This window comes from Thermoflexus hugenholtzii JAD2, from assembly GCF_900187885.1.
Classification (GTDB): Bacteria; Chloroflexota; Anaerolineae; order Thermoflexales; family Thermoflexaceae; genus Thermoflexus; species Thermoflexus hugenholtzii.
This window is the reverse complement of record NZ_FYEK01000025.1, coordinates 15,420-34,947: the sequence shown is the minus strand read 5'-3', so window position 1 is coordinate 34,947 and position 19,528 is coordinate 15,420. Positions and strand designations below refer to the sequence as shown.

Sequence of the window (19,528 nt, the reverse complement as noted above, 5' to 3'; positions counted from 1 at the left end):
GCGCCGGGGTGGGGCTCGGCGCAGGAGCTGCCGCCGTCGGCGTGGGCGGTGGCGGGGGCGGCGTGGGGGTCGGCGTGGCCGCTGGGGCGCACGCCCCCATCAGGAAGGCCAGGATCACTCCGCTCCGCAACCAGCGATTCGGGCGCATCATTCCCCTCCTTTCCTCCTCAGAGTTTCACGGGGTGGGTTTGGCGCTGTCCTTGGGCTTGCAAACCATCGCGCTTCACGCAACCGGATCCCCCGAGCGGCCCCTCGGACGTTCGCCACCTGGGAGAGGCCAGATCCGCCCCTTTTTCACCTGCCCTCATACACCACCTGTCCTCCGACCACGGTGGCATAGATGGGGATTGTCTCCAGGGCCTCCGGATCGGTTTCGAAGGGATCCGCACCGAGGACGACGAGATCCGCCCACTTGCCGGGCTCCAGGGTCCCCAGCTCCTTCTCGGCGAAGGCGGCGTAGGCGGCCCCCACGGTGTAGGCGCGCAGAGCTTCTTCCAGGGTCAGCGCCTCCTGAGGCACCAGCGCCCAGCCCTCCCGGGTCCGTCGGGTGAGGGCGGCCTGGAGGCCCCGGAGGGGCGCGCCGTCCACCACGGGGCGATCGGAGCTCAGGGCCAGGGGCACCTCCCGGAGGCTCGCCAGGGGATACGTCCAGGCCATCCGCTCTTCCCCCAGGGCGGCCCGAAACCCCTCTCCGAGCTCGTAAAGGAAGCGGGGCTGGGTGACCACCACCGGCCGCAGGCGGCGGAGGCGCTGGAGCAGGTCGGGCGGCACGACGCCACAGTGTTCAATGCGGGGACGAAACCGGGCCGCCTCCGGCCCCATTACTTCCTCAATGGCATCCAGGGCCGCCTCGATGGCGCGGTCCCCGATGGCGTGCATGGCCACCTGCCACCCACTCGCGTGCGCCCGGCGCACCCGCTCCACGAGCCCTCGGGGATCCTGCACCAGCATCCCGAAGACGCCGGGGGGATCTGCATACGGCTGACGCAGGGCGGCGGTCCGGCCGATGAGGGAGCCGTCGATGAAGATCTTGATGGCCCCCAGCCGCAGACGGTCATCTCCGAACCCGGTGTGGAGGCCGAAGGCGAAATCGAAGCGCTCATCTTGGACGCGCAGCCGCTCCACGTCCACCAGAAGCCAGGCCCGCTGGGGAAGCAGCCCCTCCGCCACCGCCTCCTGGTAGGCCCGGAACTCCTCCGGCGCGATCCAGCCGGCCCAGGCGTCCTGGGCCGCGGTGATCCCCTCGGCAGCCATGCGGCGGCCGGCCGCGGCCAGCGCCGCCTTGACTTCCTCCAGGCTGTAAGGAGGCAGGATCCGCTTGATCAGCTCCTGGGCCGTTTCCTGAAGCAGCCCCGTCGGCTCGCCCCGCTCGTCCCGGACGATATGGCCGCCAGGGGGATCGGGGGTCTCGCGGGTGATCCCGGCCCGCTCCAGGGCGAGGGAGTTGGCCACCCCCATGTGCCCCGAGATGTGGGAGAGCCAGACCGGGTGATGGGGGGAGACCGGGTCCAGATCATACCGGGTGGGATGGCGGCGCTCGGCCAGCTTGTTCTCGTTATAGCCGCCGCCGCGGATCCAGCGGCCGGGCGGGATCTTGCGGGCGTGGGCGGCTACCGCCTCCACGACCTCAGAGATACGGGTTGCCTCCCGTAGGTTGACCTCCACCAGGCTCAGGCCGAACAGGAGGATGTGACAGTGGGCGTCGTGGAAGCCAGGGAGCACTGTCGCCCCCCGGGCGTCCAGGACGCGGGTGCCCGGGCCGATCAGGCCCTCGATCTCCTCCGCGCGCCCGACGGCCAGGATGCGCCCGCGCCAGGCCGCCAGGGCCTCCGCCCGCGGGTTCGCGGGATCCAGGGTGTAGATCCGGCCCCCTCGCACCACAAAGTCCGCGTGGACCATCATCCCTCCCATGCTCCGAGCTTCAACGCAGCCAAGCCTCCACCTGAGCCATGGCCTCCGTATCCCATACGATGCGGAGATGATTCAGAGCGAGCGTTGCATCATTGCTCCTCCTTCACCTCCCGGAGGAAGCGCTCCAGCAGGGCGATAAAGGCGTCGGGGCGCTCGATGACCGGGGAATGGCCGACGCCGTGCCAGATCTCCAGTCCACAGCCCGGGATGCGATTGAACAGCTCCACGATCCCCTCGAAGGGGATCACCACGTCCCGATCCCCCCACAGCACCAAAGTGGGCACCTTCAGCGCTGGGAGGAGATCCACCACGTGGAAGCGGGCCATGTCGTCCAGGGTGTCGAAGTAGGCCGCCGGCCCCCAGCGCAAGGCGTCGGCCACCAGGGCCTCCATCACCTCCGGCGCCGGCGGGGTGGCGAAGGCCAGCTGCACCATGGCCCGGATCCCCTCCGGGTTGCCCTGCTGCGCCCGCACCCAGGCGTCCATCTGGGGATCCGTGCGGGTGCCGAAGGGGGCCAGGGGGTTCACCAGCATCAGGCCCTTTACGCGCTCGGGGTGGTCCAGGGCGTAGCGCAGGGCGACGCCACCTCCCATCGAGTGGCCCACGAGGAAGAACGGAGGCAGCCCGAGGGCCTCGGCGAAGGCGTGGAGATCCGCCGCGTAGCCGGCCAAGGTGTGCCCTCCGGGGGCCGGATCCGACTCCCCGGCCCCGCGCAGGTCGACGGCGTAGCCGCGAAGGCCCGGGGGCAGCCGATCCAGAACGGGAAGCCACCACCGGTGGCTGCTCAGCCACCCGTGGACGAAGAGGACCACCTCCTCGCCGGCCCCCCGCTCCACACAATGCATCCTCCCATCTCCGACGGAAACGAAGGGCATCTGGCACCTCCCTGGGGGAGGGGGAGGCGAATCCTCCCCCTCCCATCGGTTCACCCGATGAACTCCGCCAGCGCCTGGGAGAACTTGTCCGGCTCCTCGACCATGAGGGCGTGGCCGCTGTTCTCGAACCACACCACCCGGCAGTTCTTCAGGCGGGCGGCCATATACTCCACCCAGCCCCAGTGGCAGACTTTGTCATCGCGGCTGTGACAGATCAGGACCGGGATGTCGACCTTGGGCAGCAGGTCCCGCAGGTCCTCGGTGATCAGGGTCTTGAAATACTTGTAGCCCACATAGGCGGGCATCCGCAGCCAGTGGGAGTAGAGGAACCAGGTCTTGGTGGCCTGCATGTCCGTCCGCTTGAAGTTGTTGTCGGCGAAGGCGGCCATCACCTCCGGCAGCCCCCGGCGGATCCCCTCCAGGGCGGCCTGGGCCTCCTCTGGCGTCATCCCGTAGGGCTCTGAATCTGTGCGCACGAAGCGCGGGGTGGCCGGGGCCACCATCACCAGCCGCGTCACCCGGCGGTCGGTGTTGAAGTTGGCCACATACTTCAGGCCCACCCCGGCCCCCATGGACCAGCCGACGAAGGTCACGTCCCACAGGTCCAGGGCCTTCATGAAGGCCTGAAGGTCCCCGCACATCTCGTCATAGGTGTATTCGGAATAGGGCTTGTCCGAATCCCCGTGGCCCCGGAGGTCCACGCAGATACACCGGTAGCGATCGTGGAGATCCAGCACCGCGTAGTTCCAGGTGTCCACGGTGGCGCTGTAGCCGGGGACGAAGAGGATCGGCTTCCCCTGTCCCCCATCCCGGTAATGCATCCGGATCCCCGTATCCAGCTGGATGAACGGCATGGCACCCTCCTTTCCTGTCCTGGAGAGGATATGATCCCGGTGGGGGAGATCTTGGATCTCCCCCACCGCCTTTGCCTTCACTCGCCGAAGAAGCCGGTGACGGGCACCCAGCGTCCCTTCTGGACCTGGACGATGGCGATCTGCTTGATGCCCTCGTGATCGGTCTCGCTGTAGCTGAAGGGCGGGGTGAGTCCGGTGGTGAAGTCCTTCAGGGACTCCAGGGCGGCGATGAACTTCTCCCGGGTGAGGTCCGGCCCGGCCCGCTTCAGGGCCTCGACGATGATCTCCGCCACTGCGTAGGAGGAGATGCTGTAGCCGCCCGGTTTTTCATCCGGGAAGTATTTGGTCAGCACCTCCCGGTATTTCGCCGCCTCCGGGGCGTTCTCCGGATCCACCAGCCAGGCCCCCGCGTAGACCCCCTCCGCCGCGTCGCCGGCCAGGGCCAGCAGGATGGGATCAGCCAGCACGTAGGTCATCAGCCACTTGGGCTTGAAGCCGATCTTCTGGGCTTCCTTCAGTAAGCTGGCCGCCGGCACCTGGATGGCGTAGACGAAGACCAGATCCGGGTTGGCCTGCTGGAGCTTGAGGGCGTGGGCGCTGAACTCCTGCTCCGCTACCTCATAGGGGACCATGGCCACCGGCTCGATCCCCCGGGCCTTCAGGGCCGCCACGAAGCTGTCCGCCCCCTCCTTGCCGAAGGCGTCGTTCTGGTAGAACACAGCGATGCGCTGCGCCTTCAGCTCCTCCACCGCGTATTTGGCCATCAGCCGCCCCTCCCGCTCATAAGTAGGCTGGATGCCGAAGACCGTCTTCTTGAACGGCTTCGACCACAGGGAGGAGCCGGAGGCCACGCCCACCACCGGGACGCCCTTCTCGATGGTGTAATCCAGGATGGCGGCGGTGGTGGCGGTGCCCAGGGGGCGAACGATGGCGAAGACCTCATCCTGCTCCACCAGCTTCTTGGCGGCCGCCACGGTGTTGGCCGGGGTGTATTGATCGTCCTCGATCCGCAGGTCGATCTTGCGCCCGTGGATGCCTCCCTGATCGTTCACCCATCGGAAGTAGGCCTCCATCCCCCGCGCCAGCGGCTTGCCGATGGTGGAGACCGGGCCCGAGAGGGCACAGATCATCCCCAACCGGATGGTATCCGCAGTGACCCCGGGAACTTTGGGGGCTGGGGTCGGCGTAGCGGCGGGGGGCGGGGGCGTCGGCGAGGCCGGCGCCGGCGTCGGAGAGGGCGCGGCGGTGGGCGTGGGGGGTGCTGCCGGCGCGCAGGCCGCCAGCACCAGGGCCACGATCCACAGCAGGCGGAAACCTTCCATCGGGCACCTCCTTTCCTGAAGGATTCGGAAACCGCTCCTCCGCTTTCAACGGCCGAGATACAGCGCTTTGACCTCCGGGTTCTCCCGGAGGACGCGGGCTTCTCCCTGAAGGCGGATCTCTCCGTTCTGGAGGATGTAGGCCCGATGGGCCAGGGTCAGGGCCAGATGCGCGTTCTGCTCGGCGATCAGCAGCGGGGTCCCGGCCTCGTGGATGGCCCGCAGGACCTCGAAGATGTGGCGGACCACCAGCGGCGCCAGCCCCAGGGAGGGCTCATCGAGCAACAACAGGCGCGGCTGGGCCATCAGGGCCCGCCCGATGGCGAGCATTTGCTGCTCCCCGCCCGAAAGGGTGCCGGCGAGCTGCCTCCGGCGCTCCCGGAGGATCGGGAACAGGTGGAACACCCGCTCCAGGTCCGCCCGCGCCGCCCGGAGATCCCGACGGCGCCACGCCCCCAGCCACAGGTTCTCCTCCACCGTGAGCTCCGGGAAGATCCCCCGGCCCTCCGGCACCAGCACGATCCCCCGCGCCACCCGCTCCTCGGGCGGCAGGGGATGAAGGGGACGCCCTTCAAAGGCGATCGAGCCGGACAAGGTCGGCAGGAGGCCGGCGATCACCCGCAGGGTGGTCGTCTTCCCCGCCCCGTTCGCCCCCAGCAGGGCCACCACCTCCCCCTCCCGGACCTCCAGGGAGACCTCCCGGAGGGCGAGGATCGGGCCGTATCCGGCAGTGACCGCCGAAAGGGAGAGCACCACGCTCATGCCCTGCCCTCCCCGCTCCGGAGCGCCGTCGGCTGCGCATCCTCCTCTCGCCGCTCCCCCAGATAGGCCTCGATCACCAGCGGGTTCTCCGCCACCTCGGCGGGAGTCCCCTGGGCGATCACCCGGCCGAAGTTCAACACGACGATCCGGTCACACAGCCCCATGACCAGGTTCATGTCGTGTTCGATCAGCAGGATGGAACAGCCCAGGGCTTCCCGGATCCCGCGCAGCAGCGCCTGCAGGGCCTGACGCTCCGCGGGATGCAGGCCGGCCGCCGGCTCGTCGAGGAGGAGCAGGCGCGGCTGGGCCACCAGGGCCCGGCCCAGCTCCACCCACTTGCGCTGGCCGAAGGCAAGGCTCCCCGCCGGGCGATCCGCCAAGGCCGATAGCCCGAGCCACTCCAGCACTTCCTCGGCCCGCTCCCGCAGACGCGCTTCCTCCCGCCTCACCGAGGGCCAGCCCGCCGCCACCGCGATCAGACCCGCCCGCGTCTGAGGATGCTGGCCCACCAGCAGGTTCTCCCGGACGGTCAGGGCGGGGAAGATCTCCACGTTCTGGAAAGTACGGGCGATCCCCAGCCGGACGATCTCGTGGGGTCGACGGCGCAGGAGATCGTGGCCCTCAAAGCGAATGGCGCCGGCGTCCGGGTCGTAGAAGCGGCTGATCAGGTTCAGCATCGTGGTCTTCCCGGCCCCGTTCGGCCCGATCAACCCCACGATCTCCCCGGGCTCCACGGTGAAGCTCACCCGGTCGAGGGCCTGTAACCCCCCGAAGCGCTTGGAGACCTCCACGACCTCCAGCCGCCCGCCCCCGGTGCTCCTCAGGCGGATCTGGGGCACGGAGACCATGGGGCGCTCCCATCCTTCCTCCCCCGCCGGGGCCCTGGAGGGCACGGGGATCCATCGGCGTCCGCGCACATACATCGGGAGACGCCATAGGCCCCCGGGGAGGAACATCGCCGTCAGGATCAGGGCGGCCCCATACAGCACATTGCGGACGTCTCCCACCTCCGTCCGCCAGCCCAGCGCGGTCCCCAGGCCGCTGAGCAGATAGAACAGGACCGTCAGGGAGACGGCCCCCAGGATGGCGCCAGGCACCGAGGCCAGGCCGCCCACGATCAGGGCGCTGACCAGAAAGATGGAGTGCATAAGGGTCAGCCCATCCGGGTCCACGCGGCCGACCCGGTAAGCCAGGAGCCCGCCGGCGACCCCGGCGTAAAAGGCGCTGACGGCAAAGGCCAGAGTTCGGTAACGGGCCCGGGAGATCCCGGCCGCCTGGGCCGCCGCCTCCCGATCTCGCAAGGCGATCCAGGCCCGGCCGAAAGGGCTACGGATCAGCCGGAGGGCGATCCCGGCGAGAAAGACCAGGAGGATCCCGATCAGGAGATACTGGGCGGCGTCGCTGCGAAGGCTCCAGGGGCCCAGGGCCGGCGGGGGAACTTTCAACCCCATAAAGCCGCCGGTGACCGGCTCCCAGCGCCGCAGGATCTCCACCACGGCGACGCCGAACCCCAGGGTCGCGATGGCCAGATACGGCCCGCTCAGGCGGAGAGCCGGCAGCCCCAGGGCCAGCCCGATCAGGGCGTTCAGGAGGCCCGCTGCCGGCAAGGCGAGCCAGAACGGGGCCTCGAGGTGCAGGCTCAGCAAGGCCACGGCATACGCGCCGATGGCCATGAAGCCGGCATGGCCGATGGAGATCTGGCCCGCCACGCCTGTCAGGAGATCCAGCCCGATGACCGCGATCGCCCAGATCCCGGCCAGACTGAGGATGTAGAGGAAATAGCTCGGCAGCGTGAAGGCTGTAACCCCGAGGATCCCCGCGATGAGCGCCCCCCAGACGATCCGCCGCGCCATTGCCTGCCCTCCCCGGCTACACCCGATGAGAGATCGGTCGGCCCAACAGCCCGGCCGGCCGCACCACCAGGACGGCCACGATGAGAGCGAAGGCAAGGGGCGTCTTGAGCTCGGTGGCGATGTATCCGGCCGCCAGGTTCTCCAGGATCCCCAGGAGCCACCCGCCGATCACCGCGCCGGGCAGGCTGGTCATCCCCCCCAACACCGCAGCGGCGAAGCCCTTGATCAGGAGGGGCAGCATGGCGTTCGGCTCCAAATAGATCAGCGGCGCCGCCAGGATCCCGGCGATGGCCCCCAGCCCGACCCCCACCCCCCAGGCCAGGATCAGGATGCGGTCCACCGGGATGCCCATCAGCCGAGCGACTTCAGGGTTCTGAGTGACCGCCCGGAGGGCCAGACCGGTGCGGGTGAACCGGAGGAAGGCGTAGAGGGCCAAAGCGAGCAACAACCCCACCACGAGGTTGAAGAGCTGCTCCCGGGTGATCACCGCCGGCCCCAGTCGCAGCGGAGGGCCGGAGACCAGCGCCGGGAAGGTGCGGATCTCATGGCCCCATAACAGACCCGCCAGCCCGTTGAGGACCAGCGCCAGGCCCAGGGTGAGAACCACCAGGGTGAGGGGGGTGGCTCGCCGGCGGCGCGCGGGCCGCAGGAGCCCTCGCTCCGCCAGGGCCCCCAGCGCCGCGCCGAAGAGAACAGCGCCTCCCAGCGCCAGGGGGAGCGGGGCATGGGCGCGGAACAGGGTGTAGGCCGCAAAGGTGCTGACCATCGCCAGATCCCCGTGGCCGAAGTTCACCACCTCCGACGCCCGATAGATCAGCACCAGCCCCAGGGCCATCAGCCCATACAGCGCCCCTGCCGAAAGCCCCCCCGCCAGATACCGGATCAGCAGATCCATCCCGGCCCTCCGAATCCTCCTGACTGTCGGAAACGCCGCCCACCTGCCAGGCTTTGAGCCATATCTTCCTGGAAAGCCGTTCCGGGGGCGTTACAGCCGGGTTACAAAGACGGGTCCACCGCGGTTCGGCGGCTGGGGCCGAGGGAGGCGGCGCGGGGGCCGGGCCGCCCCCCTCGAGGCGAAGCGTCCGCGACCGAGGGATCGTCGGTTGGCCCCCGCGCTCCCCCACCCCCTTGACAGATCCCCGCGCCCTCGCTATAATTGCTTCGGACTCCTAAGTAATGGAGCGACGCCGATGTCTCCCTTCAACCCGCGCGTGCGATCGGAGTGGATGTCCGGGCAGATCGCCATCGCCCTCTACCGCATCGCCCAGGCCATCCAGCTCATGCTGCGCCGGGCCGGCCAGGCCCACGGCCTCTCCCCGGCCCAGGTTCAGGCGCTCCTTTTCCTGGCCTATGCGCGCCCCGGCGTGCGCACCATCGGCGGGCTGGCCCGGCGCCTGCAGGCCACACTGGCCACCGCCAGCGAGGTGGCCGACGCCCTGGAGCGCAAGGGCCTGGTGGCCCGCGAGCCATGGCCGGAGGACCATCGGATCATCACCCTGCGCCTGACGGGGAACGGGCGGCGCCGGGTGACGGATCTGGAGGGCCTGCTGGATGACCTGGAGGCGGCGATCGCGGAGCTCCCCCTTCCCAATCAGCAAACCCTCCAGGGGGCCCTGCAGCACATCGTGCGCCGTCTGGCGGCCGGCGGCCACGTGGTGGTCTATGAGATGTGCTGGGGCTGCGCCTTCTTCCGCCCCTACGCCCACCCGGAGAACCCCGCCGCCCCGCACCACTGCGCCTTCATGGACGCCCCCTTGCCAGATGCGGATACCTATACCGAGTGCCCGGATTTCACTCCTCGTGAGGAGGTGCCGGCATGACCCACGGAGGTCCCCTGCCCATCCGGATGTATGCCCGACCGGATTGCGAGGACAGCGAGCTGGCCCGCGAACGGCTGCGGGCGCTGGGCATCCCCTTCATCGAGATCAACATCGACGAGGATGAGGAGGCCGCCCGCTACGTGGAGCGTCTCAACCGCGGCTTCCGCAGCACCCCGACCATCGTGTTCGGGGACGAGGCCTTCTACATCGTGGAGCCCACCGTGGAGCAGCTGGACGAGGCCCTGCGACGGGCCGGCTATGCGATCCCCATCGGCGAGAACCCCGAGAACCCATTGTAAGGAGGCCAGCCATGCCCCTCGTCGAGCGAAAGGCCCAGGTGATCTGGGAAGGAGACCTGCGGACGGGAAGCGGCACCCTTCAGGTCGGAAGCGGAGCCCTTTCCGGCCTGCGGGTCACCTTCTCCAGCCGCGCGGAGGCCCCCCAGGGGCTCACCAGCCCGGAGGAGCTGCTCGCCGCGGCCCACGCCATCTGCTACGCCATGGCCCTCTCTCACGTCCTGACCCAAGCCGGCCACCGGCCGGAACGATTGACGGTGGCCGCCACCTGCGCCTGGGATCCCGCAGCCCTGCGCATCACCCGGATGGTCCTGCAGGTCGAGGCCCAGGCTCCCGGCCTGGAGAGCCATCGCCTGCAAGAGCTGGCGCAGCAGGCGGAGCAGGTCTGCCCGGTCTCCAACGCCCTGCGAGGCAACGTGGAGATCACCCTGCAGGTGTGAAAGCAGCGGGGGAGAACGCTCGGTCGTCCCTCGCGTTTCCATCCCTTCCAGGAGGATCTCTGAGGTGATCAAGCCCGGGGAGACGAAAACCATCACCTTCAAGGCGGATAAGATCGGCGCCTTCACGATCTGGTGCCAGCTGCATCCCCAAAACGTCCACCTGCGCGGCACACTGAACGTGATCCCATAAGCCGGAAAGGGAGGAGCCCTGGGTCTCCTCCTTTAACGGATTCAATCCTAAATTCCAAAAGGAGGTCCGCCATGTCCGTGCAGACGATCCCCGGTTACACCTATGGGACAGCCGAAGCGGCCCGTTCCCCCGTCTCCATGGAGGAGTTCGCCGATCTCCAGAAGGCCACCATGTTCACCGAGGAGGACGTCCGCTACCTGCGGATGGCCGGGGAGGTCCTGGCCGACCAGGTGGAGGACATCCTGGACCTCTGGTATAGCTGGGTGGGCTCTCAGCCGCACCTGGTCTATTACTTCTCGGGGCCCGATGGGAAGCCCGACATGAACTACCTCCAGGCCGTTCGTCGGCGCTTCGGCCAGTGGATCCTGGACACCTGCAACCGCCCCTACGACCAGGACTGGCTGAACTACCAGCAGGAGATCGGGCTGCGCCATCACCGGACCAAGAAGAACCAGACCGACGGGGTCCGCTCCGTCCCGCACATCCCGATGCGCTACCTCATCGCCTTCATTTACCCCATCACGTCCACCATCCGGCCCTTCCTGGCCAAGAAGGGTCACTCCCCGGAGGACGTGGAGAAGATGCACCAGGCCTGGACCAAGTCGGTCATCATGCAGGTGGCCCTCTGGTGCTATCCTTATACACGGGAGGGAGACTGGTGATCCATCCCGTGGCGGGCCCCGGCCGGGCCGGGGCCCGCCACGCCCCCGGCGATGGCCCTGGAAGATCGGATCGCGCGCAGCCGGCTGATCCCGCCTCGCCCCCGACCCACCTGGGTGCGACGCCCCCGGGTGGAGGCCCGACTTCGGGAGGCCTTGGAGGCTCCGGTCGCGGTGGTGAAGGCGGATCCTGGCTACGGCAAGAGCACCGCCGTGGCCCAGACGCTGAGCTATGGTCCCTGGCCCTATCTCTGGTATAGCCTGACGGAAGCCGATCGCGATCCCCAGCGCTTCCTCGCCCACTGGATTTACGCCTTCCAGTCCCTAGACCCCCGGCTGGGTCGCTCCGCGGCCGAACGACTCCACGAGCCCGGGGGCTTCGCGGCCCTCGATGCCCTGGCCAACGATCTGGTGGATCGCCTCTCCCGGGAGACTGTCCTGGTCCTGGATGACTATCATCTTGCGGACAGCTCGGAGATCCGTGCGCTGCTTGAGCGCTGGCTGGAGCAGATCCCTCCGGCCCTTCACTTGGTCCTCATCACCCGGCACGATCCGGAGCTGCGGGGCAGCGCGCGGGCCCGGGCGCACGGAGAGCTCCGGGAGATCACCACCGCCGATCTCGCCTTCACCCCGGAGGAGGTGCAGGAGCTATTCGCCGCCCAGGGGCTTCCCCTGAGCCCGGAGGCCGCGCGCCGGCTGGCCGAGGAGACCGAGGGCTGGATCATCGCGTTGTGGATGATCCTGCACCACCTGCGGGAGAGTGGGCCCCAGGCGATGGAAACCCTGCTCGATCGCCTGCCGGAGGCCCTGCCCGATCTCTTCGCGTATCTGGCCGAGGAGGTGCTGACCCGCCAGCCCGAGCCGGTCCAGCGCTTCCTGCTGCGAACCAGCATCCTCCACGAGCTGACTCCATCCGTCTGCACAGCCCTGTTGGAGGACCCGGAGGCCGGACGCCTGCTTCCCCAGCTGGAGCGACGGGGGCTTTTCCTGATCAGCGCCGGCGAGGGGCGCTGGCGCTACCATCACCTCTTCCAGGAGTTCCTGCAACGCCAGGCCCAGCTCCGCCTGGGGGATCTGCGGCCGCTCCACCGACAGGCGGCCGATTGCTACGGGCAACACGGGGAGCTGGAGGCCGCCATCGTCCATCTGCTGATGGCCGGCGCCTTCGAAGAGGCCGCGGATCAGCTGGAGGCCCTCGCGGACCGTATGATCCGGCAGGGCCGATATCTTCGACTGGCGGAGTGGGTGGATCGCCTCCCCGATTCGGTTCTGGCGGAGCATCCCCGCCTCCGGATCGCCCGGGCTGATGCCGCCCGCCTCCTCAGCCGCTTCGACGAGGCCCTGACGGGCTACGCCCGGGCCCGCCACGAGGCCGCCCGCCGGGGCAACGCCGCCGCCGAGGTCCAGGCCCTCATCGGCCAGGTCATGGTCTTCCTCGACACCGTCCAACCCGCCCGAGCCGCCCCCCTCCTGCGCGAGGCCTGGCGCCGGACCCGCTCCCATCCGGGCGAGCGGATCCGTCTGCTCGGGCTGATGGCGGAGAACTTGCTGAACGCCGGACGACTGAGGCGAGCGGACCTTCTCTTGGAGCGGGTGCGCTGTCAGGATCCCAGCGCCCTCTTCCCCGATGTCGAGCCTCGCCTGCGGATCCGTCAGGGCCGGCTGGCCCAGGCCCGTCTTCTCGTCGAAGGCCTCCTGCAAACCGCCCCCTGGGGGCCAGAGCGGCAGCGGATCCCCCGTTCCCATCGGGAGGCCACCGTCCTGCTCGCCTGGATCTGCGCCATGACCGGGGAAGGGGAAGCGGCCCGTCGCTACGCCGAACATGGCCTGCGAGTGGGCCGGGAGCTCCGCTCGCCGATCGTGGAGTGTGTTGCCTTGGCCCGCCTGGGCCATGGCTGGCTCTCCGGCCCCGATTACGACCTCCGCCGGGCGGAGGAGGCCTATCGGGCCTCCTTAGAGGTCGCCCGACAGATCCGGGTCCCTCGCTTCGAAGCGGAGGCCCATCTCGGCCTCACCCGGGTCGAGGGCATGAAGGGGCGGCCTGGGCTGGCTTACGCCCACGCCGAGGAGGGCGCACGAATCCTACAGGAGGCCGGGGATGCCTATCTGGCCGCCGCCATGCGGCTGGCCCAAGGGATCGCGGCCGCCCAGAACGAGGATCCCCGGGGCACGAGCTGGCTGGAAGAGGCAATCCGGATGGGCCTCCGCTGCGGGGAGCGTTATCTGTGCACCCTGGGACGGCTCTGGCGGGCATGGGCGTGGCTCCGCCGGGGAGATCTGGAGGCCGCGCGGCCGTGGCTGGAGGAGGCGCTCCAGATCATCCAGGCGGAAGGCTATGATTTCATGCTCACCGGAACCCCTTTCCTGGGCTTCCATGACGCAGGGTCACGGATGACGCTGGTGCAGGCCGCCCTGTCCGCCGGGCTGCTCCCTGTTTACCTGCAGCACCTCTTCCCGCAGGTCCTCCAGGCCGCCGCCTCCGCGATGCCCTTTGGCCCCTGGGCGGTCCCCGAGAGGAGCCGGGGCCGCCATCCGCCCCTCTACGTGCAAACCCTGGGCCCCTTCCGGGTCTGGCGGGGGCTGTATGAGATCCCGCCGGAGGCATGGGAGCGCAAACCCGCCCGCCGCCTCCTCCAGTTCCTGATCGCCCACCGCCGGCGTCCGGTGCATCGGGAGGAGGTGATGGAGGCCCTCTGGCCGGGTCGCGATCCCTCCAGCGCCGCCCTGGAGCTCCGGGTGACCCTCCACGCGCTCCATCGAGCCCTGGAGCCCGCCCGGCGGCCCGGGGAGCCGCCGTTCTATGTGATCCGGGAGGGGGAGTTCCTCCGCCTGAACCCCCAGGCCTCCTTCCACATCGACGCGGATCTCTTCACGAGCCTGATCGACCGGGCCCGGCAGCAGGTCGCGGAGCAGCCGGAGCTCGCCCTGGGATGGCTCCGCCAGGCGCTGGCCCTGTATCAGGGGGAGTTTCTGGAGGAATGCCGATATGAGGAATGGGCCGCCCCGGAGCGGGAGCGGCTGCTCGCCCTCTACCTGAACGCCGCCGAGCAGGCCGCTCGCCTCCTGGCCGAGCGAGGGGCCTGGGAGGATGTGGCCGCCCTGGCTCAGGCCCTCCTGGAACGGGACCCCTATCACGAGGCCGCCTGCGGGCTGCTGGTCCAGGCCTGGTGGACGCTGGGGCGCCGCGCCCTGGCCCTCCGCACCCTGGAGCGCTTCCGCCGCCGCATGCGACAGGACCTGGGTGTGGAGCCCTCGCTTTCCCTTCCCCTGCTTCAGGCGGAGAACCCTTCAAGCTGAAGCGCCGCCCCGGGCCGGCGCCCTCCCGCGCCCCTTACCGGATCCCCCTCCTCCAGACAGGGGTGTATCCCAATTTTGTCGGGCCTGGCCGCTTTGTAGGACAACTGCGAGCAGTTGTCCTACGATGGACAGCGACCGCTGGCCCCAAATCCCTGAATCCGCGAAAATCAAGAGAAGGGCCGCGCAGCCTTCGAATCCGACGCGAGAGGGACTGATGCGGATCGAAGAACCTGCGGAGGGGCTTCCCGAAGGATCCGGGGCAGAGGCGGAGCGCGCGGAGCCCGGACGGCCCCCGCGCCACCTGGTCTGGAGCACAGACCGCCTGGACCTTCGGGATCCCTTCCAGCGCAAATGGTATATCCGCCAGGTCCTCCTTCACGGCCGGGAGGAGGACCTCCAGACGCTGGACTTGAAGGAGGTGGCGGAGATCCTCGACGAGCTGAACCTGCCATCTCCGCTCCACCGCCTCTGGGAGATGTTTCTGGAGAGGAAGGGTCTTGTTAATAAGGTAAAGGTCTCCTCACCCCGGCCCAGAAGGAAGCGCTCATCCTCCTGGCCACCCTGCCCGACCAGGAGCACTTTTATTTGACGGGCGGAACGGCCCTGGCGGAGTTCTATCTCGGACATCGGATTTCGTTTGATTTGGATCTGTTCACCACGCAAGAAGGCTTGGTGGGGCCTTTCTCCCAAGTGCTGGAAAGGCGATTCCGGGAAAAGGAATGGGGGGTGAAAATCATCCGGCGCTTCGCCACGTTCGTGGAGATGCTCCTGGAGAAAGCCGGGGAGGAGATCCGTCTGGATCTGGCATTGGATGCTCCCTTTCGATTCGCTCCTCCTCTCCTATCAGAATACGGGGTTCTGGTCAACGCTTGGGAGGACCTCAAAGCGGAAAAAACCCTGGCCTATTACGGACGTGCAGAACCTCGGGATGCGGTTGACCTTTACTTTCTGCTTGAAGAGCATTCCCTGGAACATTTGATGGAGCTGGCTGCTCGGAAGGATCCGGGGTTTGACCGTTACGGGTTTGCCGTGGCCTTGAGCCGGGCCGAGGGATTCCCGGACGATCCCGAACGATGGCCGGTCCAGATGGTCCGGCCCTTCGAGCCGAAGCGCCTGAAGGATCGCTTTCGTTCCCTGGCTCTGGATTTGATGGAGCGGTTAACCGGGGGGAACCCGTTGGAAGGATCCGGCCCGCAGGAGAAGCCGGAAGGATGAGTTGGTCGGTCGCCAAGCAGATGGTGGGGCTCGCGGAATTCCATCGCCGTGGGGGTGTTCGATGCAACGCTTTCTGATCCGCTGGGCGCTGAACTCGGTGGCCCTGTGGGTGATCTCCCGGATCTACCCCGGGGTGTCCTTCCAGCCGGATGCGGGGCTGGAGGGCATCCTGTTGGCCGGGCTGGTGCTGGGCCTGGCCAACGCCCTGATCCGTCCCCTCCTGCTTTTCTTGACCTTTCCCCTGAACCTCCTCACCCTGGGGCTGTTCACCTTCGTCGTCAACGCCTTCATCCTCTATCTGGTCGCCGCCCTCACCCCTCTGGAAGTGAGCGGCTTCCTCCAGGCCCTCATCGGCGCCGTCCTGCTCTCCATCGTCAGCTTCGGCCTGACCCTCCTGGTGCGGGAAAAGAAATAGTCCATCAGTCTGGGCTCACCGCCTCCGCCAGATCTCGGCGGCCTCGTCCCGGTAGATCCGCTCCCAGCGGGGGGAACCGGCCACGGCGGCGATCAGGGCCGGCTGCTCGGCCGGGCTGAGCATCAACAGCCGGACGCCGTAGCGCGCCAGGCGCGTCTCCCAGTCCGGCGCCGCCCCGCTGATGGCCAGGTAGTCCTCCCAGACCGCCATCGGATATAGCTCCAACCGCGGGTCCACGAACACCGGATAGTCCGGCTGGGCCGCCCAGATCAGATAGCTCCCGAAGGAAAGGGCGTGAAAGAGCGGACCCGGCGGCCGCTCCCGCAACAGGAACGCCGTCGCCGCCACCGGCGTCTCGGCGGAAATCAGACCCGCCTTGGCCGGGGGCAGCGGCCACATCCCCTTCCACCACGGCAAGGAGGCCGCCGCCATCACCCCCAGCATCCCCAGGAACACTCCGTTCATCCACGGGATCCCCGCCCCCGCCCGCCCCCGAAGCCACCCCGCCATCCGCTCCGCCACGACCGGCGCGGCGACCATCCCGAACCACACAATCCCCCGGGAGGTCCAGAGCCCCAAGGCGGCGAAGGGGCCGAGCCGCAACAGAAGGCCCGGATCCATCCGGCGGGGCGGCAGGAGCAGCAACGCCCCCACCCCTGCCAGAGCGATGTAGAACAGCAGCCCGTGGCGGTCCAGCCCCGGCGGCGCCCACTCCGGCACCAGGCTCCGGAGCATCGGATTGCGGGCCATCATCGCCAGGTATTCGTAGACGCCGAAGCCCCGCGGGTTCAGCCCCGTGCTGAGCAGGGCCAGCGCGAAGGCCTGCGCCCGCAGCCCCAGGGCCTCTCTCCCCATTTCCTCGCGGAACACCCGCCATGCCGCCTCCGCCACGGCGAGGCCGGCCATCAGCAGCCCGATGGGAAAGGAGCCGTGGGTGTTCACCCAGAGGAACATCCCCAGGGGGAAGGCCCACCGCCAGCGCGGGGAGCGCTCCAGCCCCGAGAGCGCCCGCAGGAACAGCGCGCCGGCCAGGAAGCCGAAGGCCTGCGGCCGCACGTTCCAGTCATCGATCCCCAGGGCCGCCGCCAGCAACGTCCCGGCCGCTGCCGCCCGCGGCCCACCCGCCTCCCACGCCGCCCACAGGATCAGCCCGTAAGCCGCCGTGATCAGCAGGCTGTGGAAGAACACGATGAGGGCGGGGCCGCCGGCAGTGTAAAGCGCGTAGTAGAGGACCTCCGCCAGCCAGTACATCGCGTAGGAGGGATACGGCGCCCCCGCCCGCGTGTAGGAGAACGTGTCCACGAGGGGGATGCGCCCCGTCCGGGCGATCTCGCGGCCCGCAGCCAGATGCCACCAGAAATCATGCGGACGGATAGGGTGAGTGTTGAGGAAGACGAAGATCCCCACCAGCACTGTGAACGCCAGCAGATGCGCGGGGGTGATCCGCTGGAGTATCCCTTCCCTGATCTGCTCTCGGCTCAGAGATCCGTCCATCTCGCTGATCCCTTGAGGAGGGCATCCATGAGGGGTAGGGGCGCATGACCCAACGATGCCGGCCGGTTCCCAATTATAAGTTCGATCGGAATGAATGCCCGGCTGCCCATTGCAGGGACAGAGGCCGTCCACGAATCAAGACGCGAATACACGAATTCGTCCGTCCGCCTTCACTCGAGGGGCTCGCCGTTTTCACGCCGATTGAAATCGGCCTCCCCAGGCGCTGCGCGCCGGGCGTCGGCCTCCGCCGACGCAAAGACCATTCCTTCGGTCGGCGCAGGCCGACCACCGGCCAAAGGCCCTTTGAGGCCGAATTCATTCGGCACCCAGGCCGACCACCAGCCGAAGGCCTTCCACGCCGATGGAAATCGGCCTCCCCAGGCACTCCGCGCCAGGCGTCGGCCTCCGCCGACGCAATAACGTCTTCCCGGTCGGCGCAGGCCGACCACCGGCCGAAGGCCTTTTGAGGTCGAATTCATTCGACGCGCAAGCCCGGTGCGAAGGAGAGCCGGGAGGCCCTGGCGGAGGGTATAATCCAATCCGGGAGCGGTCGGGATGCCCAGACCCGCCGCTCAGGAGGCGTGAAGTGGCGCGTCGGAAGGAGACGATGGATCGTTCATCGCCGGAGCATCCGCCCGTGCCCGAGCCGGCCCAGCCGGAGCGGACGATCGCTCCCTATCGCCGCCCGGAGGAGCAGGCGATCGAGCTCGCCCTCCGACCCCAGCGGCTGGAGGAGTTCATCGGCCAGGACCGGGTGAAAGAGAACCTGCGCATCCTGATCGAAGCGGCGCGGGCCCGCGGGGAGCCCCTCGATCACCTGCTCTTCTACGGCCCCCCCGGCCTGGGCAAGACCACCCTGGCCACCGTCATCGCCGCCGAGATGGGCGTCCCCATCCGCATCACCTCCGGCCCCGCCATCGAGCGCGCCGGGGACCTGGCTGCCATCCTCACCAACCTGCGGGCCGGTGAGATCCTCTTCATCGATGAGATCCACCGCCTCCCTCGGGCTGTGGAGGAGATCCTCTACCCGGCCATGGAGGACTTCGCCTTAGATATCATCATCGGGAAGGGACCGGCCGCCCGCAGCATCCGCCTGAGCCTCCCTCGCTTCACCGTCATCGGCGCCACCACCCGCCTGGCCCTGCTCACCGCCCCGCTGCGCGCCCGCTTCGGCGCCATCTTCCGCCTGGACTTCTACGATCTGCCGGCGATGGAAACCATCGTCCGCCGCGCCGCCCGGGTGCTGGGGGTGGAGATCGACGAGGCGGGCGTGCGGGAGATCGCTCGGCGTGCCCGCGGCACCCCCCGCGTGGCCATCCGCCTCCTCCGCCGCGTCCGGGACTACGCCCAGGTCCGCGCCGACGGCGTCATCACCGGCGCCGTGGCCGCCGAGGCCCTCCGGCTGATGGACGTGGATCCCATGGGGCTGGACGAGCTGGACCGCCGGCTGATGCGCACCATGGCGGAGAAGTTCGGCGGCGGCCCGGTCGGCCTGGAGACCCTGGCCGCGGCCCTCTCCGAGGAGCCGGACACGATCATGGACGTGGTGGAGCCCTACCTGCTGCAGCTGGGCTTCCTGGACCGCACACCCCGCGGCCGGGTGCTGACCCGCCGCGCCTACGAGCACCTGGGCCTCCCCTACCCCGGCGAGGCGGCCCAGCCTCCCCTGCCCATGGAGCCGGCCGGATGGGACGGGTGATGGCCCTGGATCTCGGGGAGAAACGCATCGGGGTCGCCCTCAGCGACCCCACCCGCACCATCGCCCGCCCCCTGACTATCCTCCCGCGCACCTCCCGGCGGGCTGTGGTGGAAGCCCTGCGCCGCCTGATCACCGAGCATGAGGTGGAAAAGATCGTCATCGGCCTCCCCCGCAGCCTCTCGGGCGCGGAGGGGCCTCAGGCCCAGTGGGTCCGCCGGGAGGCCGAAGCCCTGGCCCGGCGGCTGCCCGTCCCGGTGGTGCTGTGGGACGAGCGCCTCTCCACCGTCACCGCCGCCGCCTATCGGGCCCTGCGGGGCGCCCGACGCCGGGAGCCCCTGGACGCCGAGGCAGCGGCGGTGATCTTACAGGATTACCTGGAAGCGCAGCGGGCCCCTGAGCCCCGCGAAGATCCCCCCTCGGAGTGAAGCC

General features: G+C 68.9%; 18 protein-coding genes and 1 pseudogene. 11 read left to right on the top strand and 8 right to left on the bottom strand.

The features are described 5' to 3' along the window. Positions 1-294 precede the first annotated feature (294 nt). The 7 genes from CFB18_RS06230 to CFB18_RS06200 all read right to left on the bottom strand — a co-directional run bounded on the left by CFB18_RS06230 (position 295) and on the right by CFB18_RS06200 (position 8,469). A complete protein-coding gene (locus CFB18_RS06230) occupies positions 295-1,899 on the bottom strand; it encodes an amidohydrolase (RefSeq protein WP_088570945.1) in 1,605 nt (534 codons plus the stop codon). Positions 1,900-2,000: 101 nt separating this feature from the next. Continuing rightward, positions 2,001-2,786 carry an alpha/beta fold hydrolase gene (locus CFB18_RS06225; protein WP_088570942.1) on the bottom strand — a complete coding sequence of 262 codons (786 nt, stop codon included), beginning with the start codon at positions 2,784-2,786 and terminating at the stop codon, positions 2,001-2,003. Between the two features lie 50 nt (positions 2,787-2,836). Continuing rightward, on the bottom strand, positions 2,837-3,640 hold the full coding sequence (locus tag CFB18_RS06220) for an alpha/beta fold hydrolase (protein ID WP_088570941.1): 804 nt from the start codon (positions 3,638-3,640) through the stop codon (positions 2,837-2,839). Positions 3,641-3,717: 77 nt separating this feature from the next. Next, on the bottom strand, positions 3,718-4,962 hold the full coding sequence (locus CFB18_RS06215) for an ABC transporter substrate-binding protein (protein ID WP_088570940.1): 1,245 nt from the start codon (positions 4,960-4,962) through the stop codon (positions 3,718-3,720). A 45-nt stretch (positions 4,963-5,007) separates the two neighbouring features. After that, a complete protein-coding gene (locus CFB18_RS06210; protein WP_088570939.1) occupies positions 5,008-5,721 on the bottom strand; it encodes an ABC transporter ATP-binding protein in 714 nt (237 codons plus the stop codon). Further along, positions 5,718-7,574, bottom strand: coding sequence for a branched-chain amino acid ABC transporter ATP-binding protein/permease (locus CFB18_RS06205; RefSeq protein ID WP_088570938.1), 1,857 nt, complete (start codon positions 7,572-7,574; stop codon positions 5,718-5,720). Before CFB18_RS06205 ends, CFB18_RS06210 begins: the two co-directional genes overlap by 4 nt. A 16-nt stretch (positions 7,575-7,590) precedes the next feature. After that, positions 7,591-8,469 (bottom strand): branched-chain amino acid ABC transporter permease, encoded by an 879-nt coding sequence (locus CFB18_RS06200; protein WP_088570937.1) that lies wholly within the window; start codon positions 8,467-8,469, stop codon positions 7,591-7,593. A 295-nt stretch (positions 8,470-8,764) separates the two neighbouring features. Between CFB18_RS06200 and CFB18_RS06195 the strand changes: the two genes are divergently transcribed. From CFB18_RS06195 to CFB18_RS06155, 9 genes and pseudogenes are all read left to right on the top strand, one after another. Next, positions 8,765-9,394 (top strand): MarR family winged helix-turn-helix transcriptional regulator, encoded by a 630-nt coding sequence (locus CFB18_RS06195; protein ID WP_088570936.1) that lies wholly within the window; start codon positions 8,765-8,767, stop codon positions 9,392-9,394. Continuing rightward, positions 9,391-9,693, top strand: a complete 303-nt coding sequence (locus tag CFB18_RS06190) for a glutaredoxin family protein (protein ID WP_088570935.1) — start codon at positions 9,391-9,393, stop codon at positions 9,691-9,693. The genes CFB18_RS06195 and CFB18_RS06190 overlap by 4 nt, the downstream gene beginning before the upstream one ends. Before the next feature lie 11 nt (positions 9,694-9,704). Next, positions 9,705-10,130: an OsmC family peroxiredoxin gene (locus CFB18_RS06185; protein ID WP_088570934.1), complete on the top strand. Its 426-nt coding sequence runs from the start codon at positions 9,705-9,707 to the stop codon at positions 10,128-10,130. A 55-nt stretch (positions 10,131-10,185) separates the two neighbouring features. Beyond that, positions 10,186-10,320, top strand: a pseudogene (locus CFB18_RS16230) (nitrosocyanin); the annotation flags it as partial. Between the two features lie 71 nt (positions 10,321-10,391). Continuing rightward, positions 10,392-10,982 (top strand): protoglobin domain-containing protein, encoded by a 591-nt coding sequence (locus CFB18_RS06175; protein WP_088570933.1) that lies wholly within the window; start codon positions 10,392-10,394, stop codon positions 10,980-10,982. Positions 10,983-11,033: 51 nt separating this feature from the next. After that, a complete protein-coding gene (locus CFB18_RS16225) occupies positions 11,034-14,276 on the top strand; it encodes an ATP-binding protein (RefSeq protein ID WP_088570932.1) in 3,243 nt (1,080 codons plus the stop codon). Between the two features lie 214 nt (positions 14,277-14,490). Then, positions 14,491-14,865, top strand: coding sequence for a hypothetical protein (locus CFB18_RS06165; protein ID WP_088570931.1), 375 nt, complete (start codon positions 14,491-14,493; stop codon positions 14,863-14,865). Then, complete coding sequence (locus CFB18_RS06160) at positions 14,862-15,491, top strand: nucleotidyl transferase AbiEii/AbiGii toxin family protein (RefSeq protein WP_159461607.1); 630 nt, start codon at positions 14,862-14,864, stop codon at positions 15,489-15,491. Before CFB18_RS06165 ends, CFB18_RS06160 begins: the two co-directional genes overlap by 4 nt. A gap of 61 nt (positions 15,492-15,552) precedes the next feature. Continuing rightward, on the top strand, positions 15,553-15,906 hold the full coding sequence (locus CFB18_RS06155) for a phage holin family protein (protein WP_088570929.1): 354 nt from the start codon (positions 15,553-15,555) through the stop codon (positions 15,904-15,906). Positions 15,907-15,921: 15 nt separating this feature from the next. On the opposite strand, the gene CFB18_RS06150 is transcribed toward CFB18_RS06155, so the two are convergent. Next, entirely contained in the window at positions 15,922-17,400 is a 1,479-nt protein-coding gene (locus tag CFB18_RS06150; RefSeq protein ID WP_088570928.1) for a hypothetical protein, read from the bottom strand. 607 nt (positions 17,401-18,007) lie between these two features. On the opposite strand from CFB18_RS06150, the gene ruvB reads away from it, so the two are divergent. Both ruvB and ruvX read left to right on the top strand, forming a co-directional pair. Next, positions 18,008-19,099 carry a Holliday junction branch migration DNA helicase RuvB gene (gene ruvB, locus CFB18_RS06145; RefSeq protein ID WP_088570944.1) on the top strand — a complete coding sequence of 364 codons (1,092 nt, stop codon included), beginning with the start codon at positions 18,008-18,010 and terminating at the stop codon, positions 19,097-19,099. Beyond that, positions 19,087-19,524 (top strand): Holliday junction resolvase RuvX, encoded by a 438-nt coding sequence (gene ruvX / locus CFB18_RS06140; protein WP_088570927.1) that lies wholly within the window; start codon positions 19,087-19,089, stop codon positions 19,522-19,524. The genes ruvB and ruvX overlap by 13 nt, the downstream gene beginning before the upstream one ends. Positions 19,525-19,528: the final 4 nt, after the last annotated feature.

Coding starts and splice junctions, on each gene's coding strand:
- CFB18_RS06155 (WP_088570929.1), top strand. CDS start 15,553: ATGCAACGCTTTCTGATCCGCTGGGCGCTGAACTCGGTGGCCCTGTGG.
- CFB18_RS06220 (WP_088570941.1), bottom strand. CDS start 3,640: ATGCCGTTCATCCAGCTGGATACGGGGATCCGGATGCATTACCGGGAT.
- CFB18_RS06200 (WP_088570937.1), bottom strand. CDS start 8,469: ATGGATCTGCTGATCCGGTATCTGGCGGGGGGGCTTTCGGCAGGGGCG.
- CFB18_RS06225 (WP_088570942.1), bottom strand. CDS start 2,786: ATGCCCTTCGTTTCCGTCGGAGATGGGAGGATGCATTGTGTGGAGCGG.
- CFB18_RS06230 (WP_088570945.1), bottom strand. CDS start 1,899: ATGGTCCACGCGGACTTTGTGGTGCGAGGGGGCCGGATCTACACCCTG.
- CFB18_RS06175 (WP_088570933.1), top strand. CDS start 10,392: ATGTCCGTGCAGACGATCCCCGGTTACACCTATGGGACAGCCGAAGCG.
- CFB18_RS06150 (WP_088570928.1), bottom strand. CDS start 17,400: ATGGACGGATCTCTGAGCCGAGAGCAGATCAGGGAAGGGATACTCCAG.
- CFB18_RS06185 (WP_088570934.1), top strand. CDS start 9,705: ATGCCCCTCGTCGAGCGAAAGGCCCAGGTGATCTGGGAAGGAGACCTG.
- CFB18_RS06205 (WP_088570938.1), bottom strand. CDS start 7,574: ATGGCGCGGCGGATCGTCTGGGGGGCGCTCATCGCGGGGATCCTCGGG.
- CFB18_RS06215 (WP_088570940.1), bottom strand. CDS start 4,962: ATGGAAGGTTTCCGCCTGCTGTGGATCGTGGCCCTGGTGCTGGCGGCC.
- CFB18_RS16225 (WP_088570932.1), top strand. CDS start 11,034: ATGGCCCTGGAAGATCGGATCGCGCGCAGCCGGCTGATCCCGCCTCGC.
- ruvB (WP_088570944.1), top strand. CDS start 18,008: ATGGATCGTTCATCGCCGGAGCATCCGCCCGTGCCCGAGCCGGCCCAG.
- CFB18_RS06210 (WP_088570939.1), bottom strand. CDS start 5,721: ATGAGCGTGGTGCTCTCCCTTTCGGCGGTCACTGCCGGATACGGCCCG.
- CFB18_RS06195 (WP_088570936.1), top strand. CDS start 8,765: ATGTCTCCCTTCAACCCGCGCGTGCGATCGGAGTGGATGTCCGGGCAG.
- CFB18_RS06190 (WP_088570935.1), top strand. CDS start 9,391: ATGACCCACGGAGGTCCCCTGCCCATCCGGATGTATGCCCGACCGGAT.
- ruvX (WP_088570927.1), top strand. CDS start 19,087: ATGGGACGGGTGATGGCCCTGGATCTCGGGGAGAAACGCATCGGGGTC.
- CFB18_RS06165 (WP_088570931.1), top strand. CDS start 14,491: ATGCGGATCGAAGAACCTGCGGAGGGGCTTCCCGAAGGATCCGGGGCA.